The 12,192-nt window shown below is 68.4% G+C and carries 12 protein-coding genes; 3 read left to right on the forward strand and 9 right to left on the reverse strand.

The window, feature by feature from the left end; genetic code table 11:
- Positions 1-80: 80 nt before the first annotated feature.
- The 7 genes from OF850_RS03720 to OF850_RS03750 all read right to left on the reverse strand — a co-directional run bounded on the left by OF850_RS03720 (position 81) and on the right by OF850_RS03750 (position 4,104).
- Positions 81-491 carry a hypothetical protein gene (locus OF850_RS03720; protein WP_301588423.1) on the reverse strand — a complete coding sequence of 137 codons (411 nt, stop codon included), beginning with the start codon at positions 489-491 and terminating at the stop codon, positions 81-83.
- Positions 488-844 carry a hypothetical protein gene (locus OF850_RS03725; RefSeq protein WP_301588424.1) on the reverse strand — a complete coding sequence of 119 codons (357 nt, stop codon included), beginning with the start codon at positions 842-844 and terminating at the stop codon, positions 488-490. Before OF850_RS03725 ends, OF850_RS03720 begins: the two co-directional genes overlap by 4 nt.
- The gene (locus OF850_RS03730) at positions 841-2,310 is read right to left on the reverse strand and encodes a YfjI family protein (protein ID WP_301588425.1); all 1,470 of its coding nucleotides are present in this window, start codon (positions 2,308-2,310) and stop codon (positions 841-843) included. The genes OF850_RS03725 and OF850_RS03730 overlap by 4 nt, the downstream gene beginning before the upstream one ends.
- Positions 2,303-3,172, reverse strand: a complete 870-nt coding sequence (locus tag OF850_RS03735) for a DUF7146 domain-containing protein (protein ID WP_301588426.1) — start codon at positions 3,170-3,172, stop codon at positions 2,303-2,305. The genes OF850_RS03730 and OF850_RS03735 overlap by 8 nt, the downstream gene beginning before the upstream one ends.
- On the reverse strand, positions 3,169-3,384 hold the full coding sequence (locus tag OF850_RS03740) for a hypothetical protein (RefSeq protein WP_301588428.1): 216 nt from the start codon (positions 3,382-3,384) through the stop codon (positions 3,169-3,171). Before OF850_RS03740 ends, OF850_RS03735 begins: the two co-directional genes overlap by 4 nt.
- Entirely contained in the window at positions 3,381-3,647 is a 267-nt protein-coding gene (locus tag OF850_RS03745) for a hypothetical protein (protein WP_301588429.1), read from the reverse strand. Before OF850_RS03745 ends, OF850_RS03740 begins: the two co-directional genes overlap by 4 nt.
- Positions 3,648-3,876: 229 nt before the next feature.
- Entirely contained in the window at positions 3,877-4,104 is a 228-nt protein-coding gene (locus OF850_RS03750) for a MerR family transcriptional regulator (RefSeq protein WP_301588430.1), read from the reverse strand.
- An 869-nt stretch (positions 4,105-4,973) separates the two neighbouring features.
- Here OF850_RS03750 and OF850_RS03755 point away from each other — a divergent pair.
- Positions 4,974-5,264, forward strand: a complete 291-nt coding sequence (locus tag OF850_RS03755) for a hypothetical protein (protein ID WP_301588431.1) — start codon at positions 4,974-4,976, stop codon at positions 5,262-5,264.
- A gap of 72 nt (positions 5,265-5,336) precedes the next feature.
- Here the strand turns inward: OF850_RS03755 and OF850_RS03760 are convergent, their stop codons facing one another.
- On the reverse strand, positions 5,337-6,707 hold the full coding sequence (locus tag OF850_RS03760; protein WP_301588432.1) for a tyrosine-type recombinase/integrase: 1,371 nt from the start codon (positions 6,705-6,707) through the stop codon (positions 5,337-5,339).
- Between the two features lie 304 nt (positions 6,708-7,011).
- Positions 7,012-7,203, reverse strand: coding sequence for a hypothetical protein (locus OF850_RS03765; protein WP_301588433.1), 192 nt, complete (start codon positions 7,201-7,203; stop codon positions 7,012-7,014).
- Positions 7,204-7,945: 742 nt separating this feature from the next.
- On the opposite strand from OF850_RS03765, the gene OF850_RS03770 reads away from it, so the two are divergent.
- Both OF850_RS03770 and OF850_RS03775 read left to right on the forward strand, forming a co-directional pair.
- Entirely contained in the window at positions 7,946-10,363 is a 2,418-nt protein-coding gene (locus OF850_RS03770; protein ID WP_301588855.1) for a non-ribosomal peptide synthetase, read from the forward strand.
- Positions 10,364-10,779: 416 nt separating this feature from the next.
- A complete protein-coding gene (locus OF850_RS03775) occupies positions 10,780-12,006 on the forward strand; it encodes an MFS transporter (protein WP_301588435.1) in 1,227 nt (408 codons plus the stop codon).
- The last annotated feature ends 186 nt before the right edge of the window (positions 12,007-12,192 follow it).

Below are 12,192 nucleotides of genomic sequence, written 5' to 3' on the forward strand. Positions count from 1 at the left end.
GCTCCTCGCGCGCGCGCGCACATGCGCGCGTGATTTTCGGGCGGCTCCCTCGCAGGTTTGGGGAGGTTGTGTTGGCTCGCTCATGGCGCCTTGTCTCCGAAGGCACGATGCCACAAGGCGTCCAGCCAAGCCGCGTCGGCGTGGTTGATGCGGACATGGACCGGCGCACCTAACAGCCGCGCTTTGATGACTTCGATGGCCGCCACCTGTTGCCGCGTCAGGCCGGGGCGCGTGGCCAGCAGCGCCAGCGCCTTGCGAGCGCCACGGGGTGGCAGGGCACCGAAAGAGAAGGCGGCGGCCGGTGCTATGCCAGGGCGCACCGGCAGGGCCGTGTGGCGCTCCACCACAAGCGCCAGCGCATGCCAGTCCAGCCCTGCGGCCGTTAGGGTGCGGCCGATGGCAGCAGCGGTTGCCGTCACCTCGCCGGGCTTGTCACTGCCCAGCAGGGGCAACAGCTTCGCCACCTTGGCTGGGATTGGCGCGGCGCTCACGGCTGCGCCTCCGTCACGACCTCGGGCAGCAGCCGTTCCGCTCCCAGCCGAATTACCATTTCAGGCGGCAGGCACCACGGCAGGCCATCGGGCTTGGTCAGTTCGATGCTGCCGGACGGGCACCAGCGCCACCGACAGCCGGCCGCGACATAGCCCGACAGCCGGGCCGCATCGCGCGTCAGGACGAAGTCCACTCCTTCCGGCCAGGGAGACGGGGCGGCCGCGGATGCGGGAAACGCATCTGGCTCGCTGCTAATCCTGCGAAGGCTGCTAACCGGCCGTGCCGCTTCGGCTTCTGCTCGCCTTGCGCGGATCTGCGCCAGAGCGGCGCGGGCATCGAACCCGGCCGTCATGGCATCAACTCCCACGCCGCCTTGCGGGGTGCGTCGTCCAGCACAGCGCCAGGCTGCATCTCCCGCAGCCAGCCATGCTCCACCAGCACCTCGCACGCCGCCCGTGCCTTGGATGCGGTCCTCACGCTGCCCGGACCGCGCTGGTAGATCTCGGACAGGTGCGCGCGCGGGTCGCGCCGCGCCAGCCACCAGTCGAGCAGCCGCTTGGCCTCGCGCAGTTCCGGCGTCACCGCCGCGCCGCCCTTGAGGCGCAGCATCTCGGCCGCATAGTGCTGCGCCAGCGTCACGCCGTTCGCCATGGCCTGGCCCGAGACATGCCCCTCGCCGGCATAGGCCGCCAGCACCGCGGCCAGCCGCCCCGCATGCTCGGCCGCCTTTGCGCCCCAGGCCCGGATCGCCCGCCACTCGCCCCCTTCGTGGATCGCTCTCTCGGCATAATCGTGAAAGGCGATCCACAGCGCGGGGGCGTCCGCGCCGCATTCCAGCGGTAGAGGATCCAGCACCGCATCCGCATCCGCCTTCACCCGCGGCTCACGCTCCAGCAGTTCGGTCAGGCGCGCGTTGTAGGGCGCCAGCAGCGCCTTCGCCTCGGCCGCGCAGTCGCGGAACAGGCGCGTCCCGGCGGTGCTGTCCGGCGCCACCAGCAGCATCCGCGCCAGCAGCCCCAGCCCGTCCAGCATGTCATCGCTCAGCAGCCCATCGGCCACCACCGGCTGTACCATGACGTGCGCGCTGCATCGCCGACCGGGCAGGAAGGCTTTGCCCGTCACCACCCGCAGCCGCCGGATGGCCTCGCCGTCCCAGAGCGTGTTCAGCAGCGCGCCGGTCCGCATGCGCGTCTCGTCGTTAAAGGCATTGCCGCCGACCAGGATGCCGCCCTCGGCCGTGAACACGCCGCCCCACGGTCGCGCATCCGCCAGATGCATCACCAGCGCCTCGGGGCTGGGATCGGCCACCAGCAGCATCGGGTGTGGCGGCGGCTTCGGCTCGGCGCCCATGGTCCGTAGAGCGGCCGCGAGTTCCGTCCGCTTCGCCTTGTGCGTGGTCTCCAGGTGCTCCTTGTGCTTCTTCCAGGCCGCGTGGTCCGCCTTCCAGTCGGCGAAGTCCTGCGCGTGCGCTTCCGCCCATCGGGCTTCCACCGCATAGACCGCGTGCAGGGCCGCGCGGTCCACGCTGGACTTGCGCTCGCCGCTTTCCGCAATGGAGACGAAGATCTGCGTCAGCGGCTTTCGCCCACCACCGGGCAGGATCACGTCATGGTGCGCCTGCACCGCCAGCGCCGCTGCGCCCAGCACGGATTGCGCGCACAGGGCGAGGGGCGCCTGCGTCAGCAGGCGCACGCCTTCCGCTGCGTCGCGCAGCGGCCCCAGCGCGCCCACCGGATAAGGCAGGGCGGGCGGAAGGGTGCGATAGAGCGGGCGTTTCTCGGGCGCATGCGCCGTCTCGCGCGCGAAGCCGTCAGCCATGGTTGCCATCCCGCGCCTGCTGGCGCTGTAAGAGATCATTGAAGTCACCGGCATCGGGGGTCAGCACCTCCACCCGCAGCCCATCGGCGGCAAAGCGATCCGCGGCTGCCCAAGCGTGGCGCTGCCCCACCGGATCGGCGTCGGCCGCGATCAGGAGGTGCGTCAGCCCCGGCGGGAGCGGCACGTGCGGGAGATTGCCTGCGCTCAGCGCAGCCCAGGCGGGCACGCCCAGGATCTGCCCAGCGGCGAGGCTCGTCTCGATGCCTTCACCGATCACCAGGGGCAGGCCGCGCGTCCAGCGCCACAGCCGCACCGTGCCACCACCCACCGGCCCTAGTGTCATGCGCGGCGGGTCCAGCGCGGCCTTGCCCGCACCGCCGGGTGCCAGGAAGGTGCGATGCACGGCCACGCTCCTGCCGGTCGCGTCAGTTACCAGCGCGACCATGCAAGGGTGCCGGCTGCTGCTGGCGTGCTTGGCGTCGGGTAGGAAGCGCAGCGCCTTGCCATCGGGCACAGGCAGGCCACGCCCCGCGAGGTAGTGTTCCGCCAGGGAGCGCGCGATGGGCAGGGCCGCGTTCCACAGAGCCAGCGCCAGCGCGGTCTTGCGCGCGGCGTCGGGCGCCTCGCTGCGGTCGTGCCAAGCGCCGGCAGCGCTGCGCTGTGTCGTGCGGCCCAGCACTGCCTCCGCCAGCTTGTCACGGTCGTTGCCGCAGGACGCGCACCACCACACGGCGTGGCCGTCCTTCTCGCGGAGGGAGAAGGCGTTGGCGTAACCACAGGCTGGGCAGTTGCCGGCCCAGTCACGTCCACCCGCGCGGCGGCGCAGCCCATGACGGGCGGCGAGGTCGGCGGCGGCGATCATGCGTCGCCCCGCGTGGCGGAGGCCGCCAGCAAGGCGCTCAGGCCGCCCAGGACGTGTAGGACCGGGCGCCGGGGGTGTCCGGTCGCCAGGACTACCACGGGCGCACCAGAGGGCGTTTCGAGGCCGGGCAGGAGCACGCGGCGCGCCGGCTCCTCGGAAGCAGCCAGCGGCGCCCGGAGGGGCGGCGTGGTCCGGCTAGGGCGGCGGCTCATGCGCGTGTCCCCCGCAGGTGACGATGGGCGCGGAGCAGCAAGCTGCACTCGGCCCAGGTCAGCAGTTCAGGATCTCGCCCCGTCACGATGGCCTGAAAGGCATGCCACAGCGCCTCGCTGCCGATCCGGCCCGAGTGCTCGGCGCCAAGGTCAAAGGCGCAATCCCAGGCGCGGCGCGACACCTCGCGCGGCACGGGCACAATGAAGTCAGGAAGGGGCGCGAGAACACGTCCCTCGCTGCTGTAGCTTTGGTTGTCGGGCATTTCAAATCCTTGATGCCCGCTGCTCGGAAAACCTTGGCTTTGAGCCAATCGCGCGTTATGTCCCCGGTGCAGCCAGAAACTTCACGCAGTTTGCGATCAGCGCCGCCCGGTTCCTAAGCCGGCGGCGCTTTTCTATGTATTGACGATCAGGGAGAGGCCAGCAGCGAGTGCCAGCCCCAGGAGCGAAGCGCCGATCAGTTCGGCCGCGGTGCGGAGGGCAGCGCGCATGTCACGCGGCCTTCCGGCGGGCATCGCCCTTCACTTCCGCGACGGGCAGCGAGGCGAGGTAGGCGCGGACGCTGGCCGCGTCCACGAGCGTGCGAGCGCCGGCCTTGACCATACGGATGCGGCCCTCCGCCGCTAGGCGGTAGAACCCAGAGCGCGACAGGCCGAACACGGCCGGGGCGCGGGGGAGTGGCACCATCTCGGGCGCTAAACTGACAGGGGAAACGTGCATCGGGACCATCCTCCGTTGGGCGCAGGACGCGCCCGGATGGTCACCTATTCTGCTCAGGTCGAAGCACTTTGCATCAACAGATTAGTCGCGATCCCGGCTTGCTGACTTATCTGCGTCCAGGCGCCGCTCCTCAGATAGCTGTCGTACCGCTTTGCCCAGTTCCGTTGTGAACCCTCGCTCGCTTTTGAAGGGCAAGGGCAAGCCATGTTGCTCATGAGCCAAGCGCGTGAGCCGCGTAAAGAGAGCAAACGTCATGACCCGGCCCGTCCCAGAGATATCTAGATACATTTCGGCGTACTCTTGGATATTTCGCATCGGGGGCCGACCGGTCTGAGGGGGATCCGAATTGCGGGAAGCAGACACATTGCTCCGCAGCTTGTTGGCCAAGCCTTGAAGGATGGATGCGGCCCGTTCCCGACCATGTGCGAGAACTAGCTCTCCAGTAGCCAGCCGCAGCGAGAAGTTTGGGCAATCAACCTCGCTTGGGGCGACGAGCAAGCGTGCAAGCATCCACCCGACCCCCTCGCTTTGGCGCTGTGGTCCATCGAAATGGGAAGAGGCATTTTCGCGGTCAGCGGCTTCTATGGCCGGCAACGGCCCCCCTAGACCAAATACTTGACCAAGCTTCGGGTCGGTCGTCACGAGCGCCTCCGCTGGCACATCCGCATAGGGAAGCGGCGAGGCTGCGCGGTGCGGAAGCCGCGCGAGCTGGCCAGCCCTGCCCCGCCGCAGTCGAACGTACACGATCAGCCGGTTAGCAGCATTCGCAAGATTAGCAGCGCCTCTGTCGGCAAGCGGGGTTTGCGGAAGGACATGACCGCCCGTTTCTGTCCTTGCCTTCTTGGGAGCCTTGCGGCCAAGCTACATCCATGAAGCGCCCAATCGCATTGTTGGCTGTTCTCCTCCTTGCAAGCTGCACGCAGACCAATGTCGTCCAGCTTGGCGCAAACCGTTTTCGTGCCACCGCTGAGAACACCTATACGGCCGCTCAAGCGGAAGTCGCGGCGCTCGAAGCCGCTAACGCTCACTGCGCCCGGCTGGGGCGTCGGATGGAGGCGGAAGTGGCGCGATCCGATACGCAGATGATGTATTTCTTCACAGGACGGAGCGTGGCGCCTGCCTCCTATGGCTCAGGAGCGGTTAACTTCATATGCATCTAGCTGCACGTGCCGCTGTGCAAGGGCTCTGAGGATTTAACGACATTGGGATGGGGCCGAGGTCGTGATGCAAGGTCATGCCCCGGCCCTCTGCGCCCGTGCGGAGGCTAGGTCCGCAACGGATGCGGCCGGAGCGGTGCAAAACGCGGCCCACTGGTTCATGAGCATGCGGCGCTTCTCCAGCAGATCGCTGCGCTGGTAGGCACGCATCACATCACTGCCCACGGCATGCGCCAACGCGGCCTCCGCCACCGCCTCCGGGGTCGCCGTGCATTCTGCGACCCAGTCCCGGAACGAGCTGCGGAATCCATGGACCGTGGCACGATCTGCCACCTTCAAACGGCGCAGGAGGGCCAACAGCGCCATTTGCGAGAGGCCTCCCTTCCCTGCCCCGGTGCGCCCGCCAGCGACGAGCCCGCCACGCGAGCCCGCCGCGCCGGGGAAGACGAAATCGGTCGGGCGAGGCGCACCGCCGCATTGGGCCGCGGCCTCCTCCAGCACAGCAAGCGCCGCTGGCGAGAGGGGAACGCGATGTTCCACGCCCATCTTCATGCGAGACGCCGGGACCACCCATACCGGCCCATCCGGTGCGTCGCGCCTGATCTCAGCCCCTGTCGCGCCGATCGCCTCGCCCGTGCGGGCCGCCGTCAGGATGATGAGGCGCAGGGCCAGCGCACTCATGCTCGCCTCCCCCTCCAGCCGGTTCATGAAGCTGGGGACGTCCTGCCAGGGGAGCGCCTTGTGATGCGTCACGCGGGCCGCCTCGCCCTGCCTTCCAAGCAGCGGCGCGAGGTTGTCCTTCCATATCGCCGGGTTCGGTGCCTCTCGCCAGCCAGCGGCCTTCGCCCAGGCGAACACCGCCTCGCACCGGATGCGGACGCGCAGACTTGTCTCGGGCAGGCTCCGCCAGATGGGTTCAAGGACACCCTTCATGTCGGCTGTGCCGACTGCCGCCACCGGTAGCCCGCCGATCCGCGGAAAGACGTGGTTGTTCATGAGCCCGCGGGCGAGACGCCGCTGCCGCTCGGTCCGCATCGCGGGTCCATGGGCTTCAAGCCAAGCCTCGAAAGCGGCCTTGAACGTCCGGTCGGGGCTGACAATGGCCTCCGCCTTGCGCCGGGCCTCCTCCTCCGCCTGTCGCGCTGCCTCGGCTGCCTCGCGCTCCGCCAGCGGGTCAACTCCCACGTCCAACTTGGTGCGGGCCGCACGGGCGCGGGTACGTGCCTCTTGCAGCGTAACACCCTGCCCTGGGTCTGCGGCGTACCGACCTAGTCCCATCTCGCGCGCACGGCCCGCGACCATGAAGCGCATGCTCCACTTCGCCGCGTCCTTGCCGGTCACATGCAGGTATAACCCGCCGCCGTCGGCGTGCCGGCCTGGCACCCCGCGCTTCACCAGCGCCGCTACTCGCACCGCATTCAGGGCACTGCGAACCGTCCGGGCCATGGCCGCTTCTCCGCTTCCCAGACCGAGCCGACACGCTGTCCGCAATCGCGCCAGCGACCCAGCCCACAACTGAGCCCACAAATAATTTGTGGGCTGGTAGGAAGCAATTGGAAACGGCCGTGGATGGATCGCAGCGTTCAGGAAGCCAAAATCTGCGGCCTACATAGCCTTTTGGGTCATCGGGAGACAGGCGGGGACCGGAGGATTAATCCAACCGCCGGAGCCATTCACGCAGCACTTCCGGGGCTTTCCGTAACATCAGGTTGTCGGCTGTCCGCCACTTGATGCTGAACGCTGCTGCGCCTCATCCTGCCTCTCCTGCGCGCTCGACACGCTGGGCCTCGTCGGCGCAGCCGAGCGCACGCAGGTAGCCCGTTACGGCGGCAAGGGCGATTGCGTTCATGTCGGCCGGCCCGGAACCTGAGCGTTCCGAAGCGGCGTTGGCTGCCCTCGCCGCAGCCCCCACGGCCTCGCGCGTCCTGTCGGCGATCATCATCGGCCGCCCTCAGAAGCCAGAGTGTGGGGCAGCCGCATCCTGTGTCTGGTTTGCATGTCCCGATAACGCCGGCAGCCCCGCGCCGACCGAGTGCCGTCGCGCTGACCCTCGAATCAATGCCTGGGCATTGGTGCGCGCTCGGCGCGGTTGGCGATCCTGTGGTGCGGTGCCAGTCAGCCGCGCTTCTCGCAGGCTTGTTTCAGCGCGCCCCCTGCCTCGCGAGGACGTCTCGCGAAGTTGCGCCGTGCCACCCGTTTCCCCTGTTCGGACCAGCCCAAGCAAAATTGCTGATTCTTCGGACCTTGCACAATCCATTTTTGGGAATGCTAATTAACTTTGTCGCAAGGAATGAGGAGGACGCGCCGATGCGAAGACCGGCAGGGCACACGACGCAGGGGGCGTTGCTCCTCGGCATTGGAGGAGGCGGTCAGTCAGCGCGGGTTTCCTACCGTAGTAATATTTCGCAGGAACTCAGCACCCACCGACAGATCCTTCCCCTCCGCTTCGCGAACCTGCCGCCGTGCACTCTTGAGCCCGCACGATCTACCCGGGCGGTTCATCCGTGAGCACCGCCACCCTGGCCGCAGACCTCACATCAGCTTGGGATCAGAACGATCTCCCAGCGCTCCTCCGAACTTGGCGGGACGCGGCGCCCGCGGCATTGATCGCGGCCGATGGGAGGTCTCCGCCCCTCGATCGCGCCAGATTCTGGCGCATTGCTTGCGGTCTTGCCCAAGCGGTCATGGATGCCCCTGCTGTCGGGCCCGTCGGCGTGCACCTTCCATACGGCGCCGAGGCACAAGCCTGGATCGTAGGCGCCCTGATGGCGGGCCGTCCTTTCGCAATTCTCGACGCCCGCGACCCGCTTGACCGGACATCCGCCGTCGTGAGTGCCCTGGGAGTCCCAGCTTGCGTGGCCGAGCCTGAGGCGTGCCTTCCAGGGAATCTGCATCGGTTGCCGGCGCCCACGGCCGCCGAGGAGTTCAGCCCCGCATCCAGCCAAGATCCTGGCTCCCCAGCGGTCATCGTGCCGACGAGCGGCAGCACGGGCCGCCCCAAGGGCATCGTTCATAGCCGTCGCAATCTTTTGTTCCGGGCGCGGCAGCTCGCAGGAGAGTTCAGCTTCGGCCCTGGTGACACCTATCTCTCGACCGCAGCCAATGCGAGCATATCCGGGCTCGTCCATGGGCTTGGCGCGCTTCTGTCCGGAGCCCTTCTTTTTCGTGCGGACGTGCCCCGTCTCGGGCTCGCCGATACGCTGCGGGCGGCCGAGACCCTCGGCGCGAACGCGATGCAAGGCTTGCCTGCCACCCTCTGCGCCTTGCTCGCGGCGCCTGGCGCAGCACATGCTCTTGCCGGGGTCGCGCGGTGCCAAGCCAGCGGCACAGCCATGCTTGCCGCGGATCTTCAGGCACTGCGCGCGGCACTGCCGGCGAGCTGCCAACTCGTGAACCTGTACGGGCTCACGGAACTCCCGGCCTTGCTGCGCTGGGACGTGCCGCCCGGCTGGAAGCCGGATGGCGCCCGCATCCCAGCGGGCCGGCCCCTGGCCGGGCATCGAGTCCTGCTTCTCGACCGGGAGGGGCGCGAGGTTCCGCCCGGCGAGGTGGGCGAGCTGGTGGCGGTCAGTCCTTATATTGCGCTCGGTGAGTGGCAGGACGGCGGCCTCGTTTCGAGCGACGGGCGGATCGTCGACTGCCCTGACACCCTCGGGGCAAGGCGCCTGCGAACCGGCGATCTCGCCCGCTGGCGCGACGACAACCTGCTCGAGATCGTGGGGCGTGCGGACCGGCAGGTGAAGATCGCCGGGCGACGCGTCGAACTGGAGGAGATCGAGGAGCACATGCGCCTCCTGCCCGGCGTGCGCGAGGCTGCCGTCGTCGCCGACCCGGACGGGCCAACCGGGGCGCGACTGCTCGCGGCAGCGGTGGCGGAGGCTGGCGTCGCCCAGACAGGCCTCGCGGAGGCATTGGCGCGATCACTGCGGAGCGCGCTCCCCTCGTACATGCAGCCCACGCGGATCGCGCTTCTGGAAGCGCTGCCGCGCCTACCGGGAGGCAAGGTGGACGCCGCGGCCCTCCTCAGGCAGCTCCGGACACCCCTTCCCGCTCCCATGGATGAGGTCGGTCACGCGATCGACCCTCGCTTGGCCCGTGCGTGGCGGCGTGCCCTCGGCAATCGCGCACGTCCCGCACCGGGCGTCAGCTTCGAGGAAGCCGGGGGGGACAGCCTCGCCTTCCTGCACTTGGCGGTGGAAGTCGAGCGTCTGACCGGTCACTCCTCGGCCCATGAGGCAATCCATCCCGGGATGGACCTCAACGCCATGGCCGCCGCACTGACAGCTCCCGTGAGGCCCCGCGACAGCGCCGGCAGGGAGCGCGCCCTTCTCCTACCGGGAAGCGGCGGTGACAGTGAACCGCTCGCGCGCTTCCGTGACGGCTGCTCCAAGCTGGACATCGCAACCGCCCACTACGCAGACTGGCGCGGGTTCGCCCGCCGTGGTGCGCGGGCTGCGCTGGACGCCGAAGCGGTGCTGCCCCAGGCCGAGGCCGTGTTTCCGCCGGGTGTCGACCCAATCCTCCTTGCCTATTCCTATGGCGGGGCAGTGGCCTGGGAATTGGCGGCGCGTCTGGAGCGCCGAGGACGACGGGTTCGCTGCCTCATTCTGCTCGACTGCAATCCCTGGCCTTTGTCGGAGCTCACTCGCGGCCCAGAGGCGGACGAGGCGATTTCTGCCAGGCTGCCCGAGGCTCCTTCGACCAAGGACATCATCTTGCGCTGGTTGCGGTGGCGTCTGCGGCTCGCCGCTCAGCGGCCGGCGAGTGCAGCGTGTGTCGCACGGCTCCTGCCGCCACGTCCGCCCGGCCTGGCCGGACTGTCGCTATGGCGCGAGTTCGAGCTGTCGCTGCGGGAGGCTGCGCTGCACCGCTGGGCCGGCGACGCCGAGCGGCCGAGGCTGCGCACCCCAGCCACGCTGTTCCTGTCGGAGACGCCGCGCCTGGGCGTACCCAGCGACCTGGGATGGAGCCGTTGGTGTGACCTACGCACGATCATGCCGGTTGGCGGAGACCATTACGCCATGCTGCGCCCTCCACACCGTGCGGCGCTCGTTGCTGCGGTCGAACGGGAGGTAGCGCGCTCGTCAAGCGGGACCGAGTAGTTCTACCCGACCCCGGGGCTAGCGGGGGTCGCAAGGAGGCAGTGGCCACGCCGGCATTAGTTGGGTTCCGGGCACCCGGGGTCGCGCGACAAGTGTGTTGGTCCGCTCTCAGGGCGGTTGGAGCCAGCCAGCTGCCATGGCGCGCCGCAAGCTTCGGCCGATGGCGGCGAGCGGCCAAGGAGCGCTCTCGTGTCGTGGCCTCCAGCGATGGATCGGCCCCCGCGCCGAAGGCGTCACGAGCACCGGCCTTTGGTGCTGCACCAACGCGAAGCCAACCTCCGCCCGATCCACGAAAGTACTTGTGGCGTCGGACCGGCCGTGCGCGCATGTGGGACCCTCCCTCGCCCATGCGCTCACGCCCTGCCATGCTGGCCTCGCCCGGATGCGGAGAAGGCTGAAACCATGGACGTCGTGCCGTGACGGGCATCGGAGATCAGAGGAACGGCGTGGAGTCGGGCTATGCTTGGCTTCGTCTCGCCGTTGCGCTCCTGCTCGCGACCATCGGCTGCGTCGGCATGTGGTCCGTGGTCGTCGCCCTTCCGGCGGTGCAGGCGGAGTTTGGGGTGGACCGGGGCGAGGCCTCGCTGCCCTACACGCTGGTCATGATGGGCTTTGGGGCCGGCGGCATCGTGGCGGGGCGCCTCACCGACCGATATGGCACCTTCCGGCCCGTCTGCGCCGGCATCCTGCTGCTGAGCCTCGGCTATGCCGCCGTGTCGCAGGCAGGAAGCATGGCCAGTTTCGCGGCGCTCTACGGCGTGATGGTGGGCGTGGGAAGTTCCGTGATGTTCGGGCCCCTGGTCGCCGACATTTCTCACTGGTTTGACCGGCGGCGCGGCATCGCCGTCGCGCTCTGCGCCAGCGGCAACTACTTCTCAGGCGCTGTCTGGCCGCCGCTCCTGCAGCACTTGATTGCAACGGTGGGCTGGCGGCAGACGCATCTATGGGTCGGCATCATCTGCTTCGCTTCCATGCTGCCGCTCGCCCTGCTGCTGCGGCGGCGCCTGCCCGCGCAGCCCAGCTGGATCGTCGCGGCGCGCAGCACGGCGCCCTTCCTACCGCTGGGTCTCGCGCCCAACGTGCTGCAGGCGCTGCTGATCGTGGCGGGGGTAGCCTGTTGCGTCGCCATGGCTATGCCGCAGGTGCACATCGTCGCTTATTGCGTGGACCTCGGCTACGGCGCGGCCCGCGGCGCCGAGATGCTGTCGGTGATGCTGGCCTGCGGCGTGGTCAGCCGCCTCGCCTTCGGCTTGCTGATGGACCGCATCGGCGGGCTGGCAACATTGCTGCTCGGCTCCGCCTTGCAAGCGGTGGCGCTGGCGCTGTTTCTGCCCTTTGACGGGCTGGTCTCGCTCTATCTTCTCTCGGCGCTGTTCGGGCTGTTCCAGGGCGGCATCGTGCCCAGCTATGCCATGATCGTCCGCACCTACTTCCTGCCGGAGGAGGCGGGGGCGCGGGTGGGGATGGTGCTGTCAGCCACGCTGGCGGGAATGGCGCTCGGCGGCTGGATCTCTGGGGTCATTTTCGACCTGTCCGGTTCCTACCATGCGGCACTGCTCAACGGCCTCTTGTGGAACCTGGTCAACATGTCGATTGCCTCTTGGCTGATGCTGCGCGCCTGGCACTGCGGACGCACCGCTTAAAACACCTCGAGCTTTCTAAAATGGAAAGCAATAACTTCCATCCCTGCTCACGGAGTCTATTTTGACGCGACAAAAGGCCGGACAACAACGAGCAGTGCAGATTGCGGTGACTAGTCGAAGATCTTTACGTCTTGGCGGTGACGCGCGGCTCGACCGCCGCAAAGACAACTCAGGTCAAAGACTTAG

Source organism: Sabulicella glaciei (genome assembly GCF_026183895.1).
GTDB classification, from domain to species: Bacteria; Pseudomonadota; Alphaproteobacteria; order Acetobacterales; family Acetobacteraceae; genus Roseococcus; species Roseococcus glaciei.

Coding starts and splice junctions, on each gene's coding strand:
- OF850_RS03765 (WP_301588433.1), bottom strand. CDS start 7,203: ATGATGATCGCCGACAGGACGCGCGAGGCCGTGGGGGCTGCGGCGAGG.
- OF850_RS03760 (WP_301588432.1), bottom strand. CDS start 6,707: ATGGCCCGGACGGTTCGCAGTGCCCTGAATGCGGTGCGAGTAGCGGCG.
- OF850_RS03740 (WP_301588428.1), bottom strand. CDS start 3,384: ATGAGCCGCCGCCCTAGCCGGACCACGCCGCCCCTCCGGGCGCCGCTG.
- OF850_RS03730 (WP_301588425.1), bottom strand. CDS start 2,310: ATGGCTGACGGCTTCGCGCGCGAGACGGCGCATGCGCCCGAGAAACGC.
- OF850_RS03750 (WP_301588430.1), bottom strand. CDS start 4,104: ATGCACGTTTCCCCTGTCAGTTTAGCGCCCGAGATGGTGCCACTCCCC.
- OF850_RS03770 (WP_301588855.1), top strand. CDS start 7,946: ATGGATGCCCCTGCTGTCGGGCCCGTCGGCGTGCACCTTCCATACGGC.
- OF850_RS03725 (WP_301588424.1), bottom strand. CDS start 844: ATGACGGCCGGGTTCGATGCCCGCGCCGCTCTGGCGCAGATCCGCGCA.
- OF850_RS03755 (WP_301588431.1), top strand. CDS start 4,974: ATGAAGCGCCCAATCGCATTGTTGGCTGTTCTCCTCCTTGCAAGCTGC.
- OF850_RS03735 (WP_301588426.1), bottom strand. CDS start 3,172: ATGATCGCCGCCGCCGACCTCGCCGCCCGTCATGGGCTGCGCCGCCGC.
- OF850_RS03745 (WP_301588429.1), bottom strand. CDS start 3,647: ATGCCCGACAACCAAAGCTACAGCAGCGAGGGACGTGTTCTCGCGCCC.